Origin of the sequence: Metallococcus carri, assembly GCF_011440275.1 — a bacterium.
Lineage (GTDB): Bacteria > Actinomycetota > Actinomycetes > Actinomycetales > Dermatophilaceae > Metallococcus > Metallococcus carri.
Genome location: NZ_JAAOIV010000010.1, coordinates 47,765 through 72,398, shown reverse-complemented (window position 1 = coordinate 72,398; position 24,634 = coordinate 47,765). Strand labels below are relative to the sequence as shown.

Below are 24,634 nucleotides of genomic sequence, written 5' to 3'. Positions count from 1 at the left end.
CAGCCGCAGCTGCCGGGGCGCCGGTCGCTATCAGCCGGGTGTAGCAGGTCCTACTGCTTGGCGTCCGCCTCGGACACCGCGTCCTCGGGCGACTCGTCCTCCTTGGCCCAGTCGAGCGTGCGCTGGACGGCCTTGTTCCACTTGCCGTAGAGCCGCTTGCGCTCGGCCTCGTCCATCTGCGGCTCCCACCGCTTGTCCTCGGCCCACTGCTTGCGCAGCTCGTCCTCGTCCTTCCAGAAGCCGACCGCGAGGCCCGCGGCATACGCCGCACCGAGAGCGGTCGTCTCGTTGATGACCGGGCGGATCACCGGCACGCCGAGGATGTCGGCCTGGAACTGCATCAGCGTGTCGTTGACGACCATGCCGCCGTCGACCTTCAGCTCGGTGAGGTCGACCCCGGAGTCGGCGTTCATCGCGTCCATCACCTCGCGGCTCTGGAATGCGGTCGCCTCCAGCGCCGCGCGAGCGATGTGACCCTTGTTGGCGAACCGGGTCAGACCGACGATCGCGCCGCGGGCGTCCGAGCGCCAGTGCGGAGCGAACAGACCCGAGAACGCCGGGACGATGTAGACATCGCCGTTGTCCTCGACGCCCTTGGCGAGGTCCTCGACCTCCGGCGCGGCCTTGATCAGGTTGAGGTTGTCCCGCAGCCACTGCACCAGCGAGCCGGTGACCGCGATCGACCCCTCGAGCGCATAGATCGGCTTGTTGTCACCGATCTTGTAACAGACGGTGGTGAGCAGGCCGTTCTTGCTCATCACCTTCTCCTCGCCGGTGTTGAGCAGCATGAAGTTGCCGGTGCCATAGGTGTTCTTGGCGGTGCCCGGCTCGAAGCACACCTGGCCGAAGGTGGCCGCCTGCTGGTCACCGAGGATGCCGGCGACCGGCACACCGGCCAGCACGCCGCGCTCGCGGACCTTGCCGTAGACCTCGGAGGAGGACTTGATCTCCGGGAGCATCGACATCGGGATGCCCATGTCCTTGGCGATCGACTCGTCCCACTGCAACGAGTCCAGGTCCATCAGCATGGTGCGCGAGGCGTTGGTGACATCGGTGACGTGCACGCCCCCGTCCTTGCCACCGGTCATATTCCACAGCACCCAGGTGTCCATATTGCCGAAGAGCAGGTCGCCCTTCTCGGCCTTCTCCTTGGCGCCGTCGACATTCTCAAGGATCCACTTGACCTTGGGGCCGGAGAAATAGGTGGCGAGCGGCAGGCCGACCTTGTCCTTGTACTTCTCCGCGCCGTCCTTGCCCCCCAGCTCGTCGACGATCTTGTCGGTGCGGGTGTCCTGCCAGACAATCGCGTTGTAGACCGCCTCCCCGGTGGTCTTGTCCCACACCACCGCGGTCTCGCGCTGGTTGGTGATGCCGACGGCGGCGATATCGGAGGCGGACAGGTCGGCCTTGGCCAGCGCCTCGGCGCAGACCTTGCGAGTGTTCTCCCAGACCTCGGCGGGGTTGTGCTCGACCCAGCCCGCCTTGGGGAAGATCTGCTCGTGCTCCATCTGGGCGACGGCCTTCACCTTGCCGTCGTGGTCGAAAATCATGCACCGCGTGCTCGTGGTGCCCTGGTCGATCGCTGCGATGTACTGCTGGCTGCTCATTGCCTTCTCATCTCGTATGGCGGGTGGTGGGCTGGTCGGGAACGGAACCGGCCCGCCTCAGGCGAGGCGGGCCGGCATACGGTCAACTGATGTACAGGTTCGCGACGACCGCGGCGATGACGCCGCCGACGAGCGGGCCGACAACCGGCACCCAGGCGTACCCCCAGTTGCTGTCGTCCTTGTGCGGGATCGGCAGGACGGCGTGCGCGATGCGTGGACCGAGGTCGCGGGCCGGGTTGATGGCATATCCGGTCGGGCCACCGAGGCTCGCGCCGATGCCGACGACCAGCAGGGCGACGGCCAACGGGCCGAGCCCGGACGGGGTCTTGGCAAAGGCCAGGATGACGAAGACCAGCACGAAGGTGCCGATGATCTCGGTGACGAGGTTCCACGCCGTCGACTTGATCTGCGGGCCGGTCGAGAAGACGCCGAGCGAGCCGGCCTCGCCGCGCTCGTCGAACTGCTTCTTGTAGGCGGCCCAGCACAGCACGGCACCGAGGAAGGCGCCGACCATCTCCGCGGCGAGGTAGACGAGCGTCGAGGTGACGGTGACATCGACGCCCTTGGCGTAAGTCACGCTGCCGTCCATCAGGTTCGAGGTCAGCAGGCCGATGGTCACTGCCGGGTTGAGGTGCGCGCCCGACTTGTAGGCCGCGAACACGCCGGCGAAGACCGCGATCCCCCAGCCGAAGTTCACCAGCAGGAACCCACCATCGGTGCCGTTGTTGCGCGGCAGCGCCACATTGGCCACCACGCCGCAACCGAGGAGCAGCAGGAGCATCGTCCCGAGCACCTCGCTCACAAATACTGATCCGAGACTCATCGAGGGTTCCCTCCCAGGAGCGATGCGAGGTGCCGATCACCCCGTCGTGACATGCGCATGTTCTATCAAAGTCCGCATTGCCGCCAACACCGCTACTCGAAGGTAACTTCAACGCGGGGTAAAATTTCTACAAATGTAGTAGATGGAGACCTGGGGGATGCGCCAACTAGGCTGGCCAAGGAACCCCGCCGGAAAGGACTGCCCGCCATGGTGATGCAACCGTTCAGTTCCACGCTCGGCCCGAAAGAGCACGCGCAGGCGTGGACGGAGCTCGGCGAGCGCGAGTTCGACGTGCTCGTGATCGGCGGCGGCGTCACCGGAGCGGGCGCCGCGCTGGACGCCGCGACCCGCGGGCTGCGCACCGGCCTGGTCGAGGCGCGCGACTTCGCCAGCGGCACCTCCTCGCGCAGCAGCAAACTCTTCCACGGCGGGCTGCGCTATCTGGAACAGATGAACTTCAGCCTGGTCGCCGAGGCGCTGCACGAGCGCGAACTTATGCTGACGACCATCGCCCCGCACCTGGTGCACCCGGTCGCCTTCCTCTATCCCCTCTCGCACCGCGGTTGGGAGCGGCCGTATGTCGCCACCGGGCTGTCGATGTACGACCAGATGGGCGGCGCCCGGTCGGTGCCGCGGCAAAAGCACCTCACCCGTGGCGGTGCGCTGAAGATGTTCCCCGGCCTCAAGGCCGACGCCCTGGTCGGCGCCGTGCGCTATTACGACGCGCAGGCCGACGACGCCCGCCATACGATGACGGTCGCGCGGACCGCCGCCCACTACGGCGCGGTCGTGCGCAGTTCGACCGAGGTCGTCGAGATGATCACCGAGGCCGACCGGGTGGTCGGCGTCGTCGTGCGCGATGTCGAGACCGGCGAGCGCCAGAAGGTCCGCGCCCGCGTCGTGATCAACGCGACGGGCGTGTGGACCGACGACCTGCAGCGGATGACCGGCGGCCGCGGCCGCTTCCGGGTGCGCGCGTCCAAGGGCGTGCACATCCTGGTGCCCCGCGACCGGATCGCCGGTGAGGTCGGGCTGATCCTGCGCACCGAGAAGTCCGTCCTCTTCGTCATCCCGTGGGGCCAGCAGTGGCTGATCGGCACGACCGACACCGACTGGAATCTCGACCTGGCCCACCCGTCGGCCACCGCGAGCGACATCCAGTACATCCTCGATCACGTCAACACCGTGCTCGCCAGCCCGATCACCAAGGACGACATCCTCGGGGTGTATGCCGGGCTGCGCCCGCTGCTCGCCGGGGAGTCCGAGCAAACCTCCCAGCTGTCGCGCGAGCACGCCGTGGCGCGCCCGCAACCGGGGCTGGTGTCGATCGCCGGCGGGAAGTACACGACCTACCGAGTGATGGCGCAGGACGCGGTCAACGCCGCGGCCAAGGACCTCGGCGACATCCGCGAGTCGGTCACCGACCGCACGCCGCTGATCGGCGCCGACGGTTATCAGGCCATGCTCAACCTCAAGCACGAGCTCGCCGCCGAGAGCGGGCTGCCGGAGTGGCGGATCGAGCACCTGCTCGGCCGCTATGGCTCCAAGCTGCACGAGGTGCTGGCGCTGGCGAGCGAGGACCCGAGCCTGCTCGAGCCGGTGAAATCGGCCGAGAAGTATCTGCGGGCCGAGCTGAAGTATGCCGTCACCCACGAGGGCGCCCTGCACATCGCCGACGTGCTCACCCGACGCACCCGCATGTCGATCGAGACCAAGCACCGTGGGGTCGACGCCGTGCAGGAAACCGCCGACATCATGGCTGCCGTGCTCGGCTGGGATGAGGCGACCAAGCAGCGCGAGATCGATGCCTATGTCGAGCGCGTGCGCGCCGAGCGCGCGTCGCAGGAGTTGGAGACCGACGAAGAGAGTGACGCCGCCCGGCGGAAGGCACCGGAGACCCGGCCGGGTCTGCGGCAGGTGGTCGCCACCCGCTGATCAGCGGGCGTAGATCTCGGCGTAGATCTGCTCGATATCCGCCGCGGACGGCACGACCGGGTTGTTGTCCGGCGACCCGGACGCGAGCGCCTGCTGTGCCATCAGTGGCACGAGCTCGTCCCACCGCGCTCGGTCGATGCCGTAGGTCTGCGGCGTGGGCACGTCGAGCTCCTCGCGCAGCGCGCGCAGATAGTCCACCAGGCCCTGGGCCTGGGCGGTGGTCGTGTCCGCGCTGACGCCGAGCGCGGCGGCAGCCGCGGCATACCGCTCAGGGGCGCCGTCGATGCTGTAGGCGGTGACCGCCGGGAAGAGCATCGCATTGGACAGGCCGTGGGCGACGTGGAAGTGCGCGCCGATCGGGCGGCTCATGCCGTGGACGAGGGCAACGCTGGAGTTGGAGAAGGCCATGCCGGCCTGGGTGGCCGCCACCATCATGGTTTCCCGCGCGGCCCGGTCGGCGCCGTCGTGATAGGCGGTGCGCAGGCTGCGTCCGATCGCGGTGATCGCGGCGAGCGCCAGCCCGTCGGAGAAGGCGTTGGCCTTGCGGCTCACGTAGGCCTCGATGGCATGGGTGAGGGCGTCGATGCCGGTGTCGGCGGTCAGCCGGGGCGGCATCGACAAGGTCAGCTCGACGTCGATGATCGACGCGATCGGCAAGAACGACAGGCCCGGACACAGCATCTTCTCGTCGTTGTCACTGTCGCTGATGACGGTGAACTGGGTGACCTCCGACCCGCTGCCCGCGGTGGTCGGTATGGCGATGATCGGCAGCGCCGGCCCCGAATAGGTCTGCGGCGCCTTGTAATCGCGCATCTGCCCGCCCTGGGTGCCGAGCACCGCGAGGGCCTTGGCGGTGTCCATCGGGCTGCCCCCACCGAAGCCGATCACCGCATCGGCCCGGTGCGCCTGCACCGCCTCGACGCCAGCCTTCAGCGAGTCGGTGGTGGGATCGGGCACCGTCCCGTCGAACAAGCTCGGCTCGACGCCGGCGTCGCGCAGCACCTGCAGGATGCGCTCGGCGGCGCCGGTCGAGACCAGATAGGCGTCAGTCACCAGCAGGGGCCGCCGCACGCCCAGCTGTGCGACGACCTCCCCGATGTCGTTGACGGCGCCGGCGCCGATCCGGGCGAAGCGGGGCAGAGCGATCTGTGCGGTCATGCGGTACCTCCTGCGGCGGAGCGGTCAGTCGACGGTGTGGTGCATGTCCTCGAGCTCGACACCGTTGGTCTCGCGAACCCAGCGCTTCACGAAAACGAACGAGAGGAGCGCGAACCCGGCATACAGCCCGTAGGCGAGACCGAGCGACAGGTCGCGCAGGCTCGGGAAGGTCTCGGTGATGATCCAGTTGGCGACCCACTGGGCGGCCGCGGCCACCGACAGGGCGGAGGCGCGGATGCGGTTGGGGAAGGTCTCGCCGAGCAGCACCCACACGACCGGGCCCCACGACATACCGAAGGCGATGACGAAGAGGTTCGCGGCGATGAGGGCGACCGGGCCCTGCCAGCTGTTGAGGTGCGGGGTGCCGTTCACGACCGGGGCGGTGGCGAAGACGAAGGCCATCACCGCGAGCGAAATGGTCATGCCCGCGGATCCGACCAGCAGCAGCGGCTTGCGGCCGAATTTGTCGATGGTCGCGATCGCGATGAGCGTGGTGAGCACGTTGATGATCGAGCTGATCAGCGAGATCAAGAAGGCCTGCGACTGGTCGAAGCCGACCGCCTGCCACAGGATGTTGGAGTAGTAGAAGATCACGTTGATGCCGACGAACTGCTGGAACACCGACAGCAGGATGCCGACCCAGACGATCGGGGCGAGGCCGAAGGCCGGACCCTTGAGGTCGCGGATCGAGGGCTTGCGCTCCGACTTGAGGGTCTGCCGGATCTGCACGATCTTGACGTCCAGGCCGCGGGTGCCGAGCAGACCGCCGAGCACCCGGCGGGCCTGGTCGATGCGGCCCTGGCTGATCAGGAAGCGCGGCGACTCGGGGATCGTGAAGGCGAGCACGCCGTAGACCACGGCCGGGATCGCCATCATCAAGAACATCCACCGCCAGGCCGGCTGCCCCAGCCACAACACCGCGTCGGCCGAGCCGGCGATCTTCTGCAGGGTGTAGTTGACCAAGAAGGCCAGGAAGATGCCGGTCACGATCGCGAGCTGCTGCAGCGAGCCGAGCCGGCCGCGCACGTGCGCCGGTGAGATCTCGGCGATATAGGCCGGGGCGATCACCGAGGCGAGGCCCACCCCGAGTCCGCCGAGGATGCGGCCGAGCACGACCACCCACAACGCCGGGGCGAAGCCGGTGACGATCGCGCTGATCAGGAAGAGCACCGCCGCGACCTTCATCGTCGTCAGGCGGCCGAACCGGTCGGCGATGCGGCCGGCCAGCATCGCACCCACCGCAGCGCCGAGCAGGGCGGAGGCCACCGCGAACCCCAGGCTGACTGAGTCGACGTGGAACCGCTTGGCGATCGAGTCGTTCGCGCCGTTGATGACCGAGGAGTCGTAGCCGAACAACAGTCCGCCGAGGGCGGCGACCGCCGCGATGCGCAGCGGGACATGTGCCGTGCTGCCCTCGTCGTAGATGGACGGTTCGTCGGCGACCGCGCCATGCTCGCTCATCATCACTCCCTCACCAGCCGAAATTCGTTGCCAGGGCGGGCTCACGCACCTCGTGGTCGACGCGGCGCCCGGGCCTGGGTCCTGCACAGTGCATCCGACCGTAGACCTGTCAGCTGGACGCGGCGCGCATTGCTCCCTCTCGTTTTGCGAGATGTGCCCGTATGCCGGGTCGGGGAGTCACTCGCCGCCCTCGATGGCGTCACCGCCCAGCCGGGCCCGGTCGGCTGCCCGGTGCCCAGATGCCCACCCTTCGGCGTCGTAGCTGGTGCGCAGCCGCTGCGACACGGTCTGGGGGAAGAGCTCCTCGAGCCGCTCGTCCACGGCTGCCGATCGCGCATCCAGGACCCGCACCAGCTCGCGTCGTCCAGCCGAGTCTCGTTGCCCCGCAATGGTTTCGGCCTCGGCCTCAGCCGCTTCGGTAAGCCGCTCACCGATGCGGGCGGCATACGCCTGCAGGAAGGACCGGCGGAAGGTGCGCGTGCGCGAGCGACCCACCCGGTCGGTGCGGCTGCCCTCTCGCGTCATCGCCTGGGTGGCCTGCACGAGCAGCGAGGTGAACAGCGTCTCGGTCGCGCCGACGTCTCCGGCGTGCCCGACCACCGTGCTGAACCCGAGGGCCTTGGCCCAGACGGTGCGGCATCGGTTCGCGTCAGCGACCGCACCGAGCAGCATGACCTTCTCGGTCTCGTAGGGGTTGTCGATGCCGATGCGGCGGGCGATCGGTGCGTCGGCCCGCTCCGGGTGCGTCGCCGCGAGCAGCGCCGCGTCGATGCTGTGCCGGGCCATCAGCGACTGCGCGCCGGCGGTGAAGGTCTCCGCCTCGGCCGGATAGGTGGTGGACTCGGCCTTGGCGAGCAGCGCCCGCACCCGCGCCAGGATGCGCTGGTCGACCTCGACGGCGGCCTGGGCTCGCGGGCGCGCCGTGCCCGGGAGCGGGCCGATCGCTTCGAGGGCGGGCAGCCGGGAGAGCAGGTGCACCACCTGCATCGCCGCGGTGGTGAGCTCCCACGCCGTCACCCGCGCGGCTCGAGCGTCGAGGAAAGTCTGGTCCGGTGACCACCAGACTGTCGCCCCGATCTCGTCGAGCTGGCCGGCCCAGGTGGGGTCGACGGTGACCGGTGCGTAGGCCCGCAGTTCGTCGGCGATCGCATCGGCCACCAGCGACTGCTCGAGCGTGCCGAGCGTGCGCCGCGCATAACGGTGCAGATCTGCGGGCTGCCAGCCGGAGGTCCACGCCTGGGTGACCCGCTCGCGGATCGTCCCGCGGATGGTGGCGTGCACGATCCGCCGGGCGCCCGCGTCGTCGCCGAGCGAGACGATCAGGGCGACCGCGTCATCGCAGGCGTCGCTGCGGGCGGCGGCCAACGCCTGCACGGCGCCCCACACGGCGGTGCTGGTCAGGTCCTGCAGCCGGTGGCGACTGTGACGATTGCTGCTCACGGGGGACCTCTCGGGCGTGGACGGGATGACCCGACCAGCGTGCGGCATCACCCCGCGATGGCGCTGGGCGCCCTGTGGACAACGTCCGCGGCGGCACACGCTCCGGCATACTCCACAGGATCTCCACAGAAACGGCCTAGCTTTGGCCCAACTGTGCCAACCAGACTGGGGGCATGACCGCCACGCCTGCCCTCACCCGTGTCGACGGCTCGCCCGTCCGTGTCCTCGTCGTCGACGACGAGGCCAACCTCACCGAGTTGTTGAGTATGGCGCTGCGCTACGAGGGCTGGGACATCCAGACGGCCGCGTCGGGGCACGCTGCGGTGCGGGCCGCCAAGGAGTTCAAGCCCGACGCGGTGGTGCTGGACATGATGCTGCCGGACTTCGACGGCATGGAGGTGCTGCGCCGCATCCGCAGCGGCGACCCGAGCCTGCCGGTGCTCTTCCTGACCGCCCGCGATGCCGTCGAGGACCGCGTGGCGGGGCTGACCGCCGGTGGCGACGATTATGTGACCAAGCCGTTCAGTCTCGAGGAGGTCGTGGCCCGGGTGCGGGCATTGCTGCGGCGGTCGGTGCAGTTGGTGGAGGAGTCTTCCTCGGTGCTCGTCGTCGGCGACCTGACCCTCGACGAGGACAGCCACGAGGTCACCCGCGGTGGTGTCGAAATCTCCCTGACCGCAACGGAATTCGAGCTGCTGCGCTATCTCATGCGCAACCCGCGCCGGGTGCTGTCCAAGGCGCAGATCCTCGACCGGGTGTGGAACTACGACTTCGGCGGACAGGCCAATGTGGTCGAGCTCTACATCTCCTATCTGCGCAAGAAGATCGACGCCGGCCGTGAGCCGATGATCCACACCATGCGGGGCGCCGGATACGTCCTCAAGCCCGCGACGTGAGCCCACCCGCCACCGGCCAGGGCCGCGGTGGCGTCGGCCGGCTGGCGGCGCTGCATCCCCGGCACTGGACCCTCCAGGCCCGGCTGGTCACCTCGATCCTGCTGCTGTTCACCCTCGTCACCGCGGCCATCGGCGGGCTGACGCTCTACCGCGTTTACATCACCCAGATGAGCCAGATCAACGCCCAACTCGGCGCGGCGACCGCCGCGGCCCGATCCGGCGCGCCGGGCCCCCAGGACCGCACCATCGGCGGTGGCGGCGACTCGCTGCATCTGGACATCAACGCTGCGAGCGGCAAGCCGGTCGTCCTGGTGTTCCAGGACGGCTCGCGCCAGACCCAGGCGATGATCACCAAGCTGGGCAAGACCTACACGATGTCCAATTCGACCGTCGCCACCCTGCAGGAGGCCGACCTCGGCGACTCTCCACGCACCGTCGACCTCGGCGCGGACGGCACCTTCCGGGTGGTGGTCTTCCAGCAGACCGAGCATTTCAACAACGGCGATGTGCGGGTCATCTCCTATTACGGGCTGCCGCTCGCGCCGGTCACCAAGACCGTCGCGGACACCGCGCTGGCGATCCTGCTGCTCAGCATCGGCGGCATCATCCTCGCCGGCCTGGCCACCGGCGCCCTGGTCGGCAGCGCGACCAGCCCGCTGCGCCGGGTCGCCGCGACCGCGACGCGGGTCTCCCAGCTGCCGCTGTCCAGCGGTGAAGTCCGCATGCACGAGCGGGTGCCCGCCGAGGACACCGACCGGCATACCGAAGTAGGGCAGGTGGGTGCCGCGCTCAACGACCTGCTCGACCACATCGACAGCGCCCTGCGCGCTCGCCAGGCGAGCGAGACCCAGGTGCGGCAGTTCGTCGCGGACGCCTCGCACGAGTTGCGCACTCCGCTCGCCTCGATTCGCGGGTATGCCGAGTTGTCTCGCCGCGAGCGCGAACCGGTGCCGACCGGGGTGTCCCATGCGCTGGGGAGGATCGAGTCGGAGGCCGAGCGGATGACCGCACTGGTGGAGGATCTGCTGCTGCTCGCCCGGCTCGACTCCGGCCGCCCGCTGGATGCTCGCCCGGTCGACGTCACCCGGGTGCTGGTCGAGACGCTGAGCGATGCCCAGGCCGCCGGCCCGGATCACCAGTGGAAGCTCGACCTGCCCGACGAAGCCGTCGAGATCATCGGTGACGAGGCGCGACTGCGGCAGGTGACGATCAACCTGCTGGCCAACGCGCGCCGGCATACCCCTGCCGGCACCACGATCACTGCGGGCGTGCGCACCGAGGGTGACCGGGCCCGGATCACGGTGTCCGACAACGGTCCTGGCATCCAGCCGGACCTGCTGCCGCGCATCTTCGAGCGGTTCACCCGCGGCGACTCGGCCCGCACCCGCACCGAGGGCTCGACCGGCCTCGGGCTGTCCATCGTGCAGGCGGTGACGAGCGCCCACCACGGGACGGTCGAGGTGGAGTCCCGACCGGGTCTGACCAGGTTCACCATCACCCTGCCGGTGCGTCCACCAGCACCTGAGACGATGACCGGGTGACCGCCACCTCGGGACGACGACATCTTGGTCGTCAACTGTTCAGGTTCGCCGTCATCGGCGTCGGCAGCACCGTCTTCAGCCTGGTGCTCTTCGCGGTGCTGAAGACCTGGTTGTCCAACCAGCCGGCCAATGCCCTCGCGCTCATCATCTCGACGGTGCTCAACACCGCCGCCAACCGGCATTTCACCTTCGACGCCGGTGGCCAGGAGGGGCACTTCGGGGTGCAGGTGCGCAGCCTGGTGTTGCTCGGAATCACTTGGGCCGCAACGGCTTTGGGGCTCGCGGTGCTCGACCACTACCACCCGAGCGCGGGCACCGGCGCCGCGACGCTGACCATGGCGGTCGGCAGCGCGATCGCCACCGCGATCCGCTTCGTGCTGCTGCGCAAGTGGTTCGCCCCGACCCCTGAGCTCACCGCCGAGCTCGAGTGAACGACGAAGGGCCGGCTCGCACGACGAGCCAGCCCTTCGACAGATGGCGGAGGCGGCGGGATTTGAACCCGCGATGGGGTTTTAGCCCCAAACCCGCTTAGCAGGCGGGCGCCATAGACCGGACTAGGCGACGCCTCCATCGATCGCACACACCGATGCAGCTTTCGGTTTGGTAACCGGGGTGCGGTGTTGCACCATGTGGTGATCGATCAGGAAGGCTACCCGTTGATCGGAGACCTTCCCAAACCGGGGCTCCGGCAACGGCGCCGTGGACCTCGGACCACCCCTGGGGGGAAGTGGTCCACTGAGAAGCACCGGACCGGGTCCGGTGGAAGAGGCTGGCAGATGACCGAGGACGACCGGGTCGCGCACCCGGACGGGACGAGCGCGCCCGAAGCACGGCCCGGTCATACCCGGTTGGAGCTGCGCTCGCTGCGCACCGATCAGCTGCGGCGCGCCCTGCTGCTCACCGGTCTCAGCACGATCTGGCCGGGGCTCGGCCTCAGCCTCACCCGCCGGCGGCGCACGCTCGGCCTGGTGATCGTCACCCTCGCCGTGCTCGGCGTCATCCTGCTCGGCATCGTGCTGATGAGCGGCGGCGTCATCGAAGGCGCCGCCCAGCTCGCCACCCGCCGCGGTCTCACGCTGCTGCTGATCGGCTTGATCGTCGGCGCGATCATGTGGATCGGCGGCATCCTGCTGACCGCCCGGGAGACCAGCGGCCGCCGCTGGAGCGACCGGATGCGCTGGGGGCACCGTGCCTTCACCGCCCTCATGGTGGTGCTGGTCGCGATTCCGTCGGTGCAGGCGATCCGTTATGTGCTGATCACCCAGTCGACCTACGACAAGATCTACGAACCGCGGTATGGCGGCCGCGGCGGCCCACCGAGCGGGCCCGGCAATGGCGCGGACCCCTGGGCCGCCATACCCCGGGTGAACGTCCTGCTCATCGGCTCCGATGCCGGACCCGACCGCACCGGCGTGCGCACCGACTCGGTGATGGTCGTCAGCGTCGACACCCGCACCGGTGACAGCACCCTGGTGTCGATCCCCCGCAACCTGCAGAACGTGCCGTTCCCCAAGACCAACCCGCTGAACAAGATCTACCCCAAGGGTTACGACTGTGGCACCGAATGCCTGATGGACGCGGTGTGGGAGGAAGCGGCGCGCACCCGCAAGAATCTCTTCCCCGCGGACGAGGCCTATCCCGGATGGGACACCACCCGCGAGGTCGTCAGCGAGATCACCGGGCTGAAGATCGACTACTCGCTCGTGGTCAACCTGCAGGGTTTCCGCAGCCTGGTCGACGCGATGGGCGGAGTCTGGATCAACGTCCAGCCGGACCCGGGCTCGCCCTACGACGGCATACCGATCGGCGGTGAGATCCGCAATGGTTACGTGCGGCCCGGCTCGGTGACCGGCATCATCAAGCCCGGTTACCAGAAGCTCAACGGTGAGAAGGCCTTGTGGTACTCACGCAGCCGCGTCGGCGCCGCCGACGGCGACGTGAGCCGGATGCGGCGGCAGCGGTGCATGGTCAACGCGCTGATCTCGCAGGCCAATCCCTTCACGATGGTCACCAAGTTCACCGACATCATGGCCGTCGCCTCCGACAACGTGCTGATGGACATCCCGCAAGACGACCTGCCAGCCTTCGCCACTCTGGTCAACACGATGAAGAAGGGCAACGTCCGCAGCGTCAATATCAACTCGATCACCAATGTCGGCCGGCCCAATTTCCCCAAGATCCAGGCCGTGGTGAAGCAGGCGCTCGCCACTCCGCACGACGACAAGGCGCCCACCCCCAGCAAGACCGGTTCGCCGACGTCGAGCCCGACCTCCAGCCCCACCTCGTCGCCGACGAGCAGCACCACGACCACGCTCGAGCCGATCACCAACACCGCCGAAAGCTGCTGACCCACACCGCACGACCGCACCACTTGGGAGACCTCCACCATGAGCGCACGTGCCGTTCTCAGCACCACCGCCGCCGGATTGCTGGTGGCAGCCGGCGTCGGTGGATACATGCTGTGGGACCAGCGCGCGCAGACGACCCAGCAGGACGACGCCGCTCGCGCCGCGGCCACCGCGTTCGCGCGGGCCTGGTCGGCCCGCACTCTCGATCAGGCGCCGTATGTCGGCACCTCGCCGCAGGCGGCCGCCAGCAACTTCGCGACCGCCACCCGGGCGCTCGGCAGCGGTCGCATCCAGACCGCGGTCGGCGAGGTGAAGCGCTCGGGCACCAACGCGACCGCGCAGATCTCGGTGCGCTGGACGCTGCCCGGTGGTGCCGTCTTCTCCTGGACCGATCCGGTCGCGCTCACCACCAGCAGCACCGGCAGCTGGGGTGTGCAGGTGCAGCAACGCTCCCTGTGGCATCCCAAGCTGCAGGCCAATGACGCCTTCACCCTCTCCACCCAAGCCGGCAAGCGCGGCGAGATCCGGGGCAAGGGCGGCGCCGGGCTGATGACCAACCAAACCGTGCACGACGTGCAGCTCGACCTCGGCACCGCGACCATCGCCTCGGCGCGCGCGGTCGAGAGCATCACCGGGGTAAGCGGCCTGGTCGCCAAGAAACAAGCCGGCGGCAAGGGCGTCGTGCCCGTGGTCACCTACCGCGATGACGACTACCAGGAGCGCAAACGGACGCTGACCTCGCTGCCGGGGGTCGTCGTCGCCGACCGCCAGCAACCGCTCGCGCCCACCCGCACCTTCGGTCAGCCCTTCCTCGGCCAGGTCGGCGCGGTGACCGCCGAACAACTGAAGAAGGACCCGAAACTCACCGCCGGGGTGTATGTCGGCCAGGGCGGCCTGCAGGGGCAGTATGACGCGCTCATGCGGCCCACGGCCGGGGTCGTGGTCAGCACCCGAGCCCAGCCCAGCCTGACCCTGTTCAACTCCGGCGCGAAGGACGGCAGCAACCTCGCCACGACCCTCGATCCGGCGGTGCAGGCCGCCGCCGAGGCCGCCCTCACCAAGCTCGGCACCGACAAGGTCGCCGCGATCGTCGCCATCGACGTCCCGACCGGCAACGTGCTCGCGGTGGCGAACGGACCGGCATACGGCATCGAACGCGCGGTGACCGGGCACTACGCCCCGGGCTCGACGCTCAAGGTGGTCACCGCCTACGAACTGATGAAGAAGGGCCTGTCCCCCTCCGCCAAGGTCGCCTGCCCGCAGGAGGTGACCGTCGACGGGCTGAAGATCCGCAACTTCGAGGGCGAGACCCTCGGTGACCCGACCTTCGCCGAGGACTTCGCCCACTCGTGCAATACGGCCTTCGTCGGCGCCGGCAAGAATCTCGGCAACGGCGATCTGCGCGACGCCGCCCTCGCGTTCGGCATCGGCGGCGACTGGGCCAAACAGACCGGCGTCAACGGGGCGTATGCCGGGAGCGTCCCCGTCGCGACCTCGCTGACCGACAAGGCGGCCAGCTTGTTCGGCCAGGCGCGCACTCAGACCTCCCCGCTGGCGCTGGCGGCGATGGCCGGCACGGTGGCGCGCGGTTCGTTCGTGCCGCCGGCGATCGTGACCAACCCGGCTCCGGGCGGTGCCCGCACGCCCAAGGCGCTCGACCCCGCGGTCACCGCCAACCTCAAGTCGATGATGCGGCTCACCGTGACCGATGGCACCGCCACGCTGCTCGGTGACACCTCCGGCGGCGATGTCTATGCCAAGACCGGCACCGCCGAGTTCAACGAGGGCGGCAAGGCGGGCGCGAATGCCTGGCTGGCCGGCTGGCAGGGCACTATCGCCTTCGCGGTGCTGGTGGCAGACGTGCCGGCCGGCCAGGGTGGTGGCACGGTCGCGGCGCCGGTGGCCCGCGACTTTCTCAACGACCTCGCCAACAACCCCTGAGCACAAAACACCCCCGACCTGACGGCCGGGGGTGTCTCGCTGGTGAAAGTCTTAGGCGTTCACCATCTCCAGTGGGTCAGACCGGGACGACGTTGGTCGCCTGCGGACCCTTGTCACCCTGGGTGATCTCGAACTCGACGCGCTGCGCCTCCTCCAAGGACCGGTAGCCCTGGGACTGGATGGCCGAGTAGTGAACGAAGACGTCCGGGCCACCGCCGTCCTGGGCGATGAAGCCGAAGCCCTTTTCAGCGTTGAACCACTTGACGGTTCCCTGTGCCATGGGATGTAACTCTCAATCTGTGAAGCGGCTTCGGACGCCGCCGGTGTGCGACGCCCGATCGTTGCAACGAGTCGCTCCCTTGAGACGCGAAGAGGCCCGCCTGCGCGGGCCTCAACGTACCTGTGAACTGCCACTGCAACGGGTAGGACGGTAGCACGGTCAGCGGTTAACGCGCGGTGTCGCCCAGGTAGCAGTTGAGTCAGGATTTGGTCAAGAACTGGACCCGCTAAACCGTTGGGCCGCAACGGTTTAGCAAGCCAGGATCAATAAAGCGCCAGGCTGTTGTAGTTGGGCGGCGACATCCGCGGGTTGGTCTCCCAGCCCGGATTCGATCCGGCATACCACCGCAATTGCTGCTCGGTCATCCGGTGCACGATGCTCGCCGACGATTGCGCGATCGGGTCCATCACCAGGAAGTAGGTGCCGTCCCAGCCGACCACCGCGATCCAGTGCGAGGCCGGACCGGAGACGTAGGTCTTCCACGGCAGTCGGTAGGCGTCGCCGCCCGCGATCGACATCACGCCCTGCTTGGTGAGCATGACCGTGTCGGAGATCCCGTTGTGCACCCCGCGGATGCCGTACTTCGCGAATCCCGTTGTCAGCTCTGGGATTTCGCTGCCCATCGCGTTGCGCTCCGGAGTGTTGGGCAGGCCCATCGCCCAGTAGCGGAAGTCGGTGACCGAGTTGGTGCGCAGGCTGGTGTTCCAGTACCAGTTGCGCGGCCACAGCCCCTTCGCCAGCAGGATCATCACCGCCGACGTCGGACCGCAGTTGGTCCACTGCGCCGACCCGGTGCCATATTGCATCAGCGGGTAGAGCGGTCCGCGGGTGCGCGCGGCGAACAGCGTGCGCCAGGTGTAGTAGCCCACGTAATTCGCCGCGCCGATCGCGTGACCGGTCTGGAAGGCCTGCACGTAGCTGTCGGTCACGGCGCCGTAGTTGGTGCTGAGTTTGGGCGCGTAGTAGTAATCCTCGAAGTGATAACCGTGCTTGCGCAGCAGCGTCTGCACCGCGTAGGTGAGATACGAGTTCGCGCCATACCCGACATTCGGCGTGAGCTTGGCCAGCGTGGCCGGGTCACCGACACCGGTGCGCGGCAGCCCGTGAGACCCCTGGAAGACGCTGCAGGCGGCCGAGGTGGACGCGCCGAACGAGCCCTCCCAGTTCGTCGAGATGCCCTGGTTGTAGAGCAGGTACTGCAACGCCCGCACGTCCTGCCACGGCGACCCGCTCTGGACGGTCGGGAAACCGGTGGCGTAGTGGTTGGGAGCGGTCGCCATGGTGGTGGCGGCGAGGCTCTCGCGGGAGTTCACCCCGTAGGGCATCATCTGCCGCGGTGGAGGCGGCGTGGAGCCCGGAACGATCCGGTACTGCGGCGGCACCGCACCCGAACCCAGTGCGCCCGCGCCGTCCCCGGCAGCCCGGGCTGTCGGCGCTAACAGCGCCGTCGTCGTTGATGCGGCGCCGAGCGCGACGAAGCCTCGGCGTGAGAGTGCGGCCATGATGAATCCCCTTGGTGTTGTGACGAATTCCAGTCCCCCGACGGAATAGCTCGCCCGAGAACGGTACCAAGCGGGTCGGGGCGATGTCGCCGGCTGGAAAGCTGTGAGGCCGGAGAGACCCGTCATACAGCGTCGAGGTCTAGGTTGCGTTGAGGACGGGTCGCTGCCCGATCAGCAGCCTGTTGACCACTACCGGAGAACGGAGAAGTGATGAAGCTGAGTGATTTCCAGTGGTCCGACATGATCGTCAAGATCGTGGCGGCCGTGGTCATCCTCGTGGTGACCGCGTTCATCGCGAAGATCGTCAAGAAGGTATTGACCAAGCAGCTCGCGAAGATCAAGGTGCTCGACCGTCATTCCGGATCCGGCGACACTCTCGCCGAGTCCCTCGGAGCGATCGCATCCCTGATCATCTGGCTGCTCGGGTTGATGGCCATCCTCAACCTCTTCGCCTTGACCGACGTGCTGCAACCGCTGCAGAACCTGCTGAGCAGCCTCCTTGGTGCGCTGCCCAATGTGATCGGTGCCGGCCTGGTGCTGTTCATCGGGTTCGTGCTGGCCAAGATCGTGCGCGAGCTCACCGTGACCGCCCTCCAGGCGGCCAATGTCGACCGATTTGCCGACCGCCTCGGCCACTCGGCCGCGCGCGAGTTGGACGGGACGAACCAGCGCCGTGGCGCTGACGGACGCCCGCTGGCCAGCGGTCAGCCGGGTCAGCCCGGCCACGGTCAGCCTGTCCAGGGTCAGCCTGGCCAGGGTCAGCCCGGCCAGGGTTCGCACCCGGTGCAGGGCGGCCAGGGCGGCAAGGCGCCCCTGCAGATTTCCACCATGGTCGGCCAGATCGTCTACGCCGTCGTGCTGCTGGTCGTGGCGATCGCCGCGCTGCAGTTGCTCGGGATCAAGGCGATCTCCGAGCCGGCGACGAACATGCTGCAGCTGATCCTGGACGCCATCCCGCTGATCATCGGCGCCGGCATCCTGCTCGCGATCGGCGTGGTGATCGCCCGTTTCGTCGGCTCGATCCTGGAGAGCCTGCTGAACGGCCTCGACATCGACAACGCCTTCAGCAAGCTGGGCGTCGACAGCACGAAGACCGACGTGGCCTCGATCATCACCCGCGTGGTGCAGATCGCGATCATCCTGTTCTTCGCGGTCGCGGCGACCAACCTGCTGGGCTTCCCGCAGATCACCTCGATGCTCAACACGATCCTCGCCATCGGCGGCCGGGTCGTCTTCGGTGCGGTCGTGATCGTGGCGGGCGTCTTCATCGCCAACCTGGTGGCCAGCTTCGTGAGCGGCCGGACCGCCCAGGTGGTGCGGGTTGCCACGATCGTGCTGTTCGTCGCGATCGGCCTGAAGTACATGGGCCTGGCGGACTCGGTCGTCAACCTCGCCTTCGGCGCGGTCGTCGTCGGTGGCGCCGCCGCCGCGGCGCTCGCCTTCGGGCTCGGTGGTCGTGAGGCCGCCGCGCGTCAGCTCAACAAGATGCAGAACGAGTCGGCGAACACCGACACCAGCCCGCGGGTCTGACCCAGGGATCGTCTGCACCGACGGGTGCCGCATCAGCCTTCGGGCCGGTGCGGCACCCGCTTTTTGTGCCGTATGCCGGCCGCTCCCCCTGACACCGCTTCCCCTGACACCACGCCCACGAGCACCCCAACGTCAGCACCACCGGCCCATCACCGGCCGCTTCCCCTGACACGGCGCCCGCGACCACGACACCGTCAGCACCAGCAGCCCATCACCGGCCGCTCCCCCTGACACCACGCCCACGACCACGACACCGTCAGCACCAGCAGCCCATCACCGGCCGCTCCCCCTGACACCACGCCCACGACCACGACACCGTCAGCGCCACCGGCCCATCACCGGCCGCTTCCCCTGACACCACGCCCACGGCCATCCCGCCGTCCGTGCCACCGGCCCGTGCTGGCGGTGATTCGTGCGCTGGGCGACGGACGCCACCTGGGGCACCCCACAGCGTCCGCACCTGGGGTGCCATGACTGCGCTGGGCGACGGACCCCGGGCACGCTCGTCTCCAGCGTCCGCACGTGGGGTGCCATAACTGCGTCGAAGCACGGACGTCGGGCGCGCTCGGCTTCAGCGTCCGCACGTAGTGACGCGATTCCTGCGCTGGAGCACGGACCCCGGGCACGCTCGTCTTCTGCGTCCGCACGTGGGGTGCCATAACTGCGTTGAAGCACGGACGCCACCTGGGCCACGGACGCCACCTGGGCCACGGCGCAGCGTCCGCAGCGGAGGGTGGTCTCGATGCGGCGGCTCCTTCGTCGCCGCCTTACTCGACCAACGAAAGGGTGGTGCGGCGGTGCGGGCCTAGAGTGCGAGCGCCGGGACGAGCGATCCCCCGCGGCCGCGTGAAAGAGCGGAGGGCGTGGGATTCGAACCCACGAAGCCGGGGTAACCGACTTAGCGGTTTTCAAGACCGCCGCACTAGGCCACTATGCGAGCCCTCCTGGTGGAGCGGTCAACGGTAGCGCGCCGCTCAGCCCGAAGATTGCCACGGTCGGCCCGCCGTGTCTGCTCTCGCTCCGACCCGACTGGGCCCGTCGCCGCGATCAGCCCATCAGCCCAGACACCGGGCCCGTCGCGGCGATCAGCGATGGCGCGCCGCCCGGACGACGCGCGACGGCGGGTAATGTCGGTGGCCGAACGAGAGGAGGGCCCGATGGGCAAATTGTCCTTCCTGGCTGGATTCGCTGCGGGCTATGTGGTCGGCGCGCGTGCCGGCGAGGAGCGGTACGAGCAGATCAAGCTGCAGGCCGGCAAGGCGTGGCAGCACCCGGCCGTGCAGTCGAAGGTGAATGACGCGACCGCGCAGATCAAGCAGCGCGGCCCCGAGGTCGCCGCCGCCGCAGGTCAGGCCGCGATCAAGGGCGCGGGCACTGCTGCCAAGAGCGCCGTCAGCGCCGGCTACCAAGCCGCGACGACGAAGAACAAGGGGCCGGTCGTCAAGGGGTCGCTGGCCGACCCGGTGACCTCGGCCGATGTCGAGGGCACCCACCCCGACGCAGACACCGACAGCGGCGACACCAAGCTGACCGACGGCCCGTCGGTTTGACCAGCGAGCCATTCGGCATACGGTGGCGATATGGTCCGACACCGCCGAGAGTTCCCGCAATTCCGCGGGAATCTGTGGTGGACTGACCAGCGGATCGGGTCTTCCCGGACCACGAGATAAGTGAGAGCACGGGCGCGCAAGCGTCCGACCGACGAACCACAGATGAGGACTTTTCATGAACCGCACTGACCTGGCCAGCACGATTGCCCAGCGCACGGGCGTGAGCGTCAAGGACGCGAACGCGGTGCTCGGTGGCCTCAACGACGTCATCCTCGAGGCGGTCGGCCGCGGCGAGAAGATCCAGCTCCCCGGCCTGCTCACCATTGAGCGGGTCAAGCGCGCCGCGCGCACCGGTCGCAACCCGCAGACCGGCGAGGAGATCCAGATCGCCGCGTCGAACGCCGCCAAGGTGACCGCGGGCTCCAAGCTCAAGGCTGCCGCCAAGGGCTGAGCACCCACCCACGCACGAGGGCCCGCGACCGAATTCGGTCGCGGGCCCTCGTGCGTGGCGCTCAGATGTATAGCGCTGGATCGCTCCACGGGTCGTAACTCACCGGCATCCGCACCGTCGCCGGCACCCCAACGGCCACAGCCTGGGCGGGCACGTCCTTGACCACGACGGCATTGGCGCCCACCTGCGCGCCTGCGCCGATCTCGACCGGGCCGAGGATGCGAGCGCCGGCGCCAACGGTCACACCGTCGCGCAATGTCGGGTGGCGCTTGACCTTCTGCAAGGTGCGGCCACCGAGGTTGACCCCGTTGTAGAGCATGACGTCGTCGCCGATCTCGGCGGTCTCACCGATCACGACACCCATGCCGTGGTCGATGAAGAACCGCTTGCCGATCTGCGCGCCAGGGTGGATCTCCACGCCCGTCGCCGCGCGAGAGGCCTGCGACACCAGCCGCGCCGGCAACCGCCAGCGGCCGCCGCGCTGCCACATGCGGTGCGACACGCGGTGCATCCACAGCGCGTGCAGCCCCGGTGACGCGAGCGCCATCTCCAGCCGGGAGTCGACCGCGGGATCGCGGGCGATCGCGGCGTCGATGTCCTCCCGCACGTCGGCGACGGCCCGCCGCACCCGCGCACGCACAGTGCGACGGGACGCGGTCCCAGAGTCCAGCAACGCCATACCTGCTCCCATGATCAGTCGAGAATGCCCTCGAACAGGATCGTCGACAGATAGCGCTCACCAAAACTGGGGAGCACCACCACGATGGTCTTGCCCTTGTTCTCGGGGCGGCGGGCGACCTGGTCGGTGGCCGCGAGCGCAGCGCCGGAGGAGATGCCGACGAGCAGGCCCTCCTGGGTGGCGGCCTTGCGCGCCCACTCCACCGCGGTCTGCGCGTTGATGTCGATGACCTCGTCGTAGATGTTGCGGTCCAGGATGTCCGGCACGAAGTTGGCGCCGATGCCCTGGATCTTGTGCGGGCCGGGCTGGCCGCCGTTGAGGATCGCCGACTCCTCCGGCTCGACGGCGATCATCTGCACCTCGGGCTTGCGCTCCTTCAGCACCTGGCCGACGCCGGTGATGGTGCCGCCGGTGCCGATGCCGGACACGACGATGTCGACCTTGCCGTCGGTGTCGCGCCAGATCTCCTCGGCGGTCGTCGCGCGGTGCACTTCGGGGTTGGCCTCGTTCGCGAACTGCCGGGCGAGGATGCCGCCGCGCTCCTTGGCGAGCTCCTCCGCCTTGGCGACCGCGCCCTTCATGCCCTCCGCACCAGGGGTGAGGACGAGCTCGGCGCCATACGCCTTGAGCAGCGCCTTGCGCTCGTTCGACATGGTCTCGGGCATCGCGAGCACGACCTTGTAGCCCTTGGCAGCGCCGACCATGGCGAGCGCGATGCCGGTGTTGCCGGACGTCGCTTCGACGATCGTGCCCCCGGGCTTGAGCTCACCGGACTTCTCGGCCGCCTTGACGATCGCGGCGCCGATGCGGTCCTTGACCGAGGCCGCCGGGTTGTTGAACTCGAGCTTGCCGGCGATGGTGACGTCCGGCGCGTCGATGATCCGGTTGATGCGAACCAGCGGGGTGTTGCCGATGGACTCGGTGACGTCGGAGTAAATGGGCACGAGGGTTAACCGCCTTAGCTGTCGAGTCGGTGGCCTGCCGTCGCCGATGGCAACGGCTGGCCATTTATGTCTATTCCAACATCGCGTTATGCAGCCCGCAACTCCGTCTCATCAGGTATGCCGGATGGGCTGGCTGGCGTGACCGAGGTCGCCGGGCCGTCGTCTGCCGGAACCCGCGGCCGTCGTATGCCGCACGCCGCGGGTTGCCCGTATGCCGGATGGGCGCGGCTGCGGCTACTCATCAGTAGGGGCTAGCTAGACTCGCGGCATGTCCGCGCTCCAGATCGTCGCCGCCGTCATCACCCTCGGCATCACGCTCGTCGGCATCGTGATGGTGGTCCCGGCCATCCGCCGGTTCATCGCCACCTTCAAGCTCGGCCGCGCCGAGAACCGCGGCGATCACAAGGGCGAGCGCACGGTCACGCTGCTGCGCGAGTTCCTCGGGCACACCCGGATGGCGCGCCTGCCGGTCGTCGCCGCCGCCCACTGGGTCACGATGATCTCCTTCATCGTGCTGTCGCTGGCGGTGCTGCAGTCCTACTTCCAGATCTGGGATCCGACCTTCGCGCTGCCGATCATCGGCCACTTCTTCCTCTGGGAGTGGGTCAACGAGTTGCTCGGCTGGATCGGCCTGATCGGCATCGTCTGGCTGATCTGGAACCGCCGCAAGAACCACCCGGCGCGCGCAGCCGGGCTCGACGGCCGCCGCTCACGTTTCTTCGGCTCGATGTTCTGGCAGGCCTATTTTGTCGAGATCGTCATCCTGGTCGAGATCCTGTGCGTGCTGACGCTGCGCTTCTTCGAGTACGCCCTGGACAAGACCGGCACCGGCGAGCACGCCACCCCGTTGCACTACCCGCTGACCTTCTTCATCGGCCAGGGCCTCACCGGGCTCGGGGCGCCGACCCTGAAGAACCTCATCGTGCTGATCTCGCTGATCAAGATCGTGACCGCGATGGTGTGGCTGATCACGATCTCGCGCAACGTCACGATGGGTGTGGCCTGGCACCGCTTCCTCGCCTTCTTCAACATCTTCTTCAAGCGGTATGCCGACGGGCGCACCTCCCTAGGCCCGCTGCAGCCGATGATCGTCGACGGCAAGCCGGTGACGATGGAATCGGTCGAGGAGATGGACGAGGAGACGACCTTCGGCGTCGGCCAGGTGCAGGAGTTCACCTGGAAGGGCCTGCTCGACTTCTCCACCTGCACCGAATGCGGCCGCTGCCAGAGCCAGTGCCCGGCGTGGAACACCGACAAGCCGCTCTCGCCGAAGCTGCTGATGATGACGCTGCGCGACAACGCCGCGGCGAAGGCGCCCTTCCTCACCGCGGGCCAGGAGGTCCCGGACGCGCTCAACGCCGCGCTCATCGGGGACACGGGATACGCGCTCGACGCGCCCCTCACGGCATACAACCCGCATGGCCCGGACGCGGTCATCGACCAGGACGTGCTGTGGAGCTGCACCACCTGCGGCGCGTGCGTCGAGCAGTGCCCGGTGGACATCGAGCATGTCGACCACATCGTCGACATGCGCCGCTATCAGACGCTGATCGAATCGGCGTTCCCCTCCGAGCTGGGCGGGCTGTTCAAGAAGCTGGAGTCCAAAGGCAACCCGTGGGGTATGTCGGCCCGGGCGCGCCTGGACTGGGCGAAGAATCTGCCTTTCGAGGTCAAGGTCTTCGGCCAGGACGTGGAGCATCTGTCCGAGGTCGACTACCTGTTCTGGGTGGGTTGCGCCGGGGCCTACGAGGACCGGGCGAAGAAGACCACTCAGGCGGTCGCGGAGCTGCTCAACACCGCCGGCGTGACCTTCGCGGTGCTGGGTGACGGCGAGTCGTGCACGGGTGATTCGGCACGGCGCGCGGGCAACGAACTGCTCTTCCAAGCGCTCGCGTCGCAGAATGTCGAGACGCTGAACGAGGCCGGCGCGACCAAGATCGTGGTGACCTGCGCGCACTGTTTCAACACGCTGAAGAACGAATACCCCCAGCTCGGCGGCGACTACGAGGTCGTGCACCACACCCAGCTGCTCAACCGGTTGGTGCGGGAGAAGAAGCTGGTCCCGGTCGCGCGTCCGGACGACGCGTCGACCGCGGGCGCTGCCTCCACCGCCGGGTCGGTGACCTATCACGACCCGTGTTATCTCGGCCGGCACAACGGCGTCTACGCGCCGCCGCGAGAGTTGATCGGTGCGCTGCCGGGTGTGGAGTACAAGGAGATGGAGCGCTCGGGCGAGAAGTCCTTCTGCTGTGGTGCCGGTGGTGCGCGCATGTGGATGGAGGAGAAGCTCGGCACCCGGATCAACCTGGACCGCACGTCCGAGGCGGTGGCGACCGGTGCGGACCGGATCGCGATCGGCTGCCCGTTCTGCCGGGTGATGCTGAGCGACGGGCTCACCGCTCAGCAGTCCGACGGCGATGCCCGGCCCGAGGTCGAGGTGGTGGACGTGGCGAATATGTTGCTGGCTGCTGTCCGCCGCGGCGAGGGCTGAAGCGGAGGACCCGAGCGAGCTTGCGAGCGAGGCCCGGAGCGAAGCCCGAGCGCGGCA

Annotated in this window: 20 protein-coding genes and 2 tRNA genes; 10 read left to right on the top strand and 12 right to left on the bottom strand. The window is 68.4% G+C overall.

Features of this window, described 5'->3' with window-relative positions; all coding sequences use genetic code 11:
- Window positions 1-50: 50 nt before the first annotated feature.
- Together glpK and G9U51_RS13290 are read right to left on the bottom strand one after the other, a co-directional pair.
- Complete coding sequence (gene glpK / locus G9U51_RS13295) at window positions 51-1,607, bottom strand: glycerol kinase GlpK (protein ID WP_166197415.1); 1,557 nt, start codon at window positions 1,605-1,607, stop codon at window positions 51-53.
- A gap of 82 nt (window positions 1,608-1,689) precedes the next feature.
- The gene (locus G9U51_RS13290) at window positions 1,690-2,430 is read right to left on the bottom strand and encodes an MIP/aquaporin family protein (RefSeq protein WP_166197414.1); all 741 of its coding nucleotides are present in this window, start codon (window positions 2,428-2,430) and stop codon (window positions 1,690-1,692) included.
- A gap of 207 nt (window positions 2,431-2,637) precedes the next feature.
- Between G9U51_RS13290 and G9U51_RS13285 the strand changes: the two genes are divergently transcribed.
- Window positions 2,638-4,365 (top strand): glycerol-3-phosphate dehydrogenase/oxidase, encoded by a 1,728-nt coding sequence (locus tag G9U51_RS13285; RefSeq protein ID WP_166197413.1) that lies wholly within the window; start codon window positions 2,638-2,640, stop codon window positions 4,363-4,365.
- Here G9U51_RS13285 and G9U51_RS13280 read toward each other — a convergent pair whose 3' ends face one another.
- The 3 genes from G9U51_RS13280 to G9U51_RS17900 all read right to left on the bottom strand — a co-directional run bounded on the left by G9U51_RS13280 (window position 4,366) and on the right by G9U51_RS17900 (window position 8,424).
- On the bottom strand, window positions 4,366-5,523 hold the full coding sequence (locus G9U51_RS13280) for an iron-containing alcohol dehydrogenase (protein ID WP_166197412.1): 1,158 nt from the start codon (window positions 5,521-5,523) through the stop codon (window positions 4,366-4,368).
- A 24-nt stretch (window positions 5,524-5,547) separates the two neighbouring features.
- Window positions 5,548-6,984: a sugar porter family MFS transporter gene (locus tag G9U51_RS13275; protein ID WP_166197411.1), complete on the bottom strand. Its 1,437-nt coding sequence runs from the start codon at window positions 6,982-6,984 to the stop codon at window positions 5,548-5,550.
- A 177-nt stretch (window positions 6,985-7,161) separates the two neighbouring features.
- The gene (locus G9U51_RS17900; RefSeq protein ID WP_166197410.1) at window positions 7,162-8,424 is read right to left on the bottom strand and encodes a DUF2786 domain-containing protein; all 1,263 of its coding nucleotides are present in this window, start codon (window positions 8,422-8,424) and stop codon (window positions 7,162-7,164) included.
- Between the two features lie 173 nt (window positions 8,425-8,597).
- Here G9U51_RS17900 and G9U51_RS13265 point away from each other — a divergent pair, with 173 nt between their 5' ends.
- The 3 genes from G9U51_RS13265 to G9U51_RS13255 are packed head-to-tail and all read left to right on the top strand — an operon-like array spanning window position 8,598 to window position 11,292.
- Window positions 8,598-9,320 (top strand): response regulator transcription factor, encoded by a 723-nt coding sequence (locus tag G9U51_RS13265; RefSeq protein ID WP_166197409.1) that lies wholly within the window; start codon window positions 8,598-8,600, stop codon window positions 9,318-9,320.
- The gene (locus tag G9U51_RS13260) at window positions 9,317-10,861 is read left to right on the top strand and encodes a sensor histidine kinase (protein WP_328823472.1); all 1,545 of its coding nucleotides are present in this window, start codon (window positions 9,317-9,319) and stop codon (window positions 10,859-10,861) included. The genes G9U51_RS13265 and G9U51_RS13260 overlap by 4 nt, the downstream gene beginning before the upstream one ends.
- Window positions 10,858-11,292: a GtrA family protein gene (locus G9U51_RS13255; RefSeq protein WP_166197408.1), complete on the top strand. Its 435-nt coding sequence runs from the start codon at window positions 10,858-10,860 to the stop codon at window positions 11,290-11,292. Before G9U51_RS13260 ends, G9U51_RS13255 begins: the two co-directional genes overlap by 4 nt.
- Window positions 11,293-11,336: 44 nt before the next feature.
- On the opposite strand, the gene G9U51_RS13250 is transcribed toward G9U51_RS13255, so the two are convergent.
- Window positions 11,337-11,430 (bottom strand) — tRNA-Ser (locus tag G9U51_RS13250).
- A 207-nt stretch (window positions 11,431-11,637) separates the two neighbouring features.
- Between G9U51_RS13250 and G9U51_RS13245 the strand changes: the two genes are divergently transcribed.
- Window positions 11,638-13,209: an LCP family protein gene (locus G9U51_RS13245; protein ID WP_166197407.1), complete on the top strand. Its 1,572-nt coding sequence runs from the start codon at window positions 11,638-11,640 to the stop codon at window positions 13,207-13,209.
- A gap of 39 nt (window positions 13,210-13,248) precedes the next feature.
- Window positions 13,249-15,150, top strand: coding sequence for a penicillin-binding transpeptidase domain-containing protein (locus G9U51_RS13240; protein ID WP_166197406.1), 1,902 nt, complete (start codon window positions 13,249-13,251; stop codon window positions 15,148-15,150).
- A 76-nt stretch (window positions 15,151-15,226) separates the two neighbouring features.
- Here the strand turns inward: G9U51_RS13240 and G9U51_RS13235 are convergent, their stop codons facing one another.
- Complete coding sequence (locus G9U51_RS13235; RefSeq protein WP_166197405.1) at window positions 15,227-15,430, bottom strand: cold-shock protein; 204 nt, start codon at window positions 15,428-15,430, stop codon at window positions 15,227-15,229.
- A gap of 263 nt (window positions 15,431-15,693) precedes the next feature.
- A complete protein-coding gene (locus G9U51_RS13230; RefSeq protein ID WP_166197404.1) occupies window positions 15,694-16,932 on the bottom strand; it encodes a peptidoglycan-binding protein in 1,239 nt (412 codons plus the stop codon).
- Window positions 16,933-17,142: 210 nt separating this feature from the next.
- Here G9U51_RS13230 and G9U51_RS13225 point away from each other — a divergent pair, with 210 nt between their 5' ends.
- On the top strand, window positions 17,143-18,462 hold the full coding sequence (locus G9U51_RS13225) for a mechanosensitive ion channel (protein WP_166197403.1): 1,320 nt from the start codon (window positions 17,143-17,145) through the stop codon (window positions 18,460-18,462).
- An 855-nt stretch (window positions 18,463-19,317) separates the two neighbouring features.
- Here the strand turns inward: G9U51_RS13225 and G9U51_RS13220 are convergent.
- Window positions 19,318-19,407, bottom strand: a tRNA-Ser gene (locus G9U51_RS13220).
- 212 nt (window positions 19,408-19,619) lie between these two features.
- On the opposite strand from G9U51_RS13220, the gene G9U51_RS17115 reads away from it, so the two are divergent.
- Together G9U51_RS17115 and G9U51_RS13210 are read left to right on the top strand one after the other, a co-directional pair.
- Window positions 19,620-20,012 (top strand): protoporphyrinogen oxidase, encoded by a 393-nt coding sequence (locus G9U51_RS17115; protein WP_174878646.1) that lies wholly within the window; start codon window positions 19,620-19,622, stop codon window positions 20,010-20,012.
- Window positions 20,013-20,187: 175 nt separating this feature from the next.
- A complete protein-coding gene (locus tag G9U51_RS13210; protein ID WP_166197402.1) occupies window positions 20,188-20,463 on the top strand; it encodes an HU family DNA-binding protein in 276 nt (91 codons plus the stop codon).
- A gap of 61 nt (window positions 20,464-20,524) precedes the next feature.
- Here the strand turns inward: G9U51_RS13210 and epsC are convergent, their stop codons facing one another.
- The 3 genes from epsC to G9U51_RS13195 all read right to left on the bottom strand — a co-directional run bounded on the left by epsC (window position 20,525) and on the right by G9U51_RS13195 (window position 22,328).
- Window positions 20,525-21,142: a serine O-acetyltransferase EpsC gene (gene epsC, locus G9U51_RS13205; protein WP_166197401.1), complete on the bottom strand. Its 618-nt coding sequence runs from the start codon at window positions 21,140-21,142 to the stop codon at window positions 20,525-20,527.
- Window positions 21,143-21,156: 14 nt separating this feature from the next.
- Entirely contained in the window at window positions 21,157-22,086 is a 930-nt protein-coding gene (gene cysK, locus G9U51_RS13200) for a cysteine synthase A (protein ID WP_166197400.1), read from the bottom strand.
- An 86-nt stretch (window positions 22,087-22,172) separates the two neighbouring features.
- The gene (locus G9U51_RS13195) at window positions 22,173-22,328 is read right to left on the bottom strand and encodes a hypothetical protein (RefSeq protein WP_166197399.1); all 156 of its coding nucleotides are present in this window, start codon (window positions 22,326-22,328) and stop codon (window positions 22,173-22,175) included.
- 26 nt (window positions 22,329-22,354) lie between these two features.
- Between G9U51_RS13195 and G9U51_RS13190 the strand changes: the two genes are divergently transcribed.
- Window positions 22,355-24,577 carry a (Fe-S)-binding protein gene (locus tag G9U51_RS13190; protein WP_166197398.1) on the top strand — a complete coding sequence of 741 codons (2,223 nt, stop codon included), beginning with the start codon at window positions 22,355-22,357 and terminating at the stop codon, window positions 24,575-24,577.
- Window positions 24,578-24,634: the final 57 nt, after the last annotated feature.

What these genes read in the sequence shown, in the direction of transcription:
- glpK (WP_166197415.1), bottom strand. Translation starts at nt 1,607, where the DNA reads ATGAGCAGCCAGCAGTACATCGCAGCGATCGACCAGGGCACCACGAGC.
- G9U51_RS13290 (WP_166197414.1), bottom strand. Translation starts at nt 2,430, where the DNA reads ATGAGTCTCGGATCAGTATTTGTGAGCGAGGTGCTCGGGACGATGCTC.
- G9U51_RS13285 (WP_166197413.1), top strand. Translation starts at nt 2,638, where the DNA reads ATGGTGATGCAACCGTTCAGTTCCACGCTCGGCCCGAAAGAGCACGCG.
- G9U51_RS13280 (WP_166197412.1), bottom strand. Translation starts at nt 5,523, where the DNA reads ATGACCGCACAGATCGCTCTGCCCCGCTTCGCCCGGATCGGCGCCGGC.
- G9U51_RS13275 (WP_166197411.1), bottom strand. Translation starts at nt 6,984, where the DNA reads ATGAGCGAGCATGGCGCGGTCGCCGACGAACCGTCCATCTACGACGAG.
- G9U51_RS13265 (WP_166197409.1), top strand. Translation starts at nt 8,598, where the DNA reads ATGACCGCCACGCCTGCCCTCACCCGTGTCGACGGCTCGCCCGTCCGT.
- G9U51_RS13245 (WP_166197407.1), top strand. Translation starts at nt 11,638, where the DNA reads ATGACCGAGGACGACCGGGTCGCGCACCCGGACGGGACGAGCGCGCCC.
- G9U51_RS13240 (WP_166197406.1), top strand. Translation starts at nt 13,249, where the DNA reads ATGAGCGCACGTGCCGTTCTCAGCACCACCGCCGCCGGATTGCTGGTG.
- G9U51_RS13235 (WP_166197405.1), bottom strand. Translation starts at nt 15,430, where the DNA reads ATGGCACAGGGAACCGTCAAGTGGTTCAACGCTGAAAAGGGCTTCGGC.
- G9U51_RS13230 (WP_166197404.1), bottom strand. Translation starts at nt 16,932, where the DNA reads ATGGCCGCACTCTCACGCCGAGGCTTCGTCGCGCTCGGCGCCGCATCA.
- G9U51_RS13225 (WP_166197403.1), top strand. Translation starts at nt 17,143, where the DNA reads ATGAAGCTGAGTGATTTCCAGTGGTCCGACATGATCGTCAAGATCGTG.
- G9U51_RS17115 (WP_174878646.1), top strand. Translation starts at nt 19,620, where the DNA reads ATGGGCAAATTGTCCTTCCTGGCTGGATTCGCTGCGGGCTATGTGGTC.
- G9U51_RS13210 (WP_166197402.1), top strand. Translation starts at nt 20,188, where the DNA reads ATGAACCGCACTGACCTGGCCAGCACGATTGCCCAGCGCACGGGCGTG.
- epsC (WP_166197401.1), bottom strand. Translation starts at nt 21,142, where the DNA reads ATGGCGTTGCTGGACTCTGGGACCGCGTCCCGTCGCACTGTGCGTGCG.
- G9U51_RS13195 (WP_166197399.1), bottom strand. Translation starts at nt 22,328, where the DNA reads ATGAGTAGCCGCAGCCGCGCCCATCCGGCATACGGGCAACCCGCGGCG.
- G9U51_RS13190 (WP_166197398.1), top strand. Translation starts at nt 22,355, where the DNA reads ATGTCCGCGCTCCAGATCGTCGCCGCCGTCATCACCCTCGGCATCACG.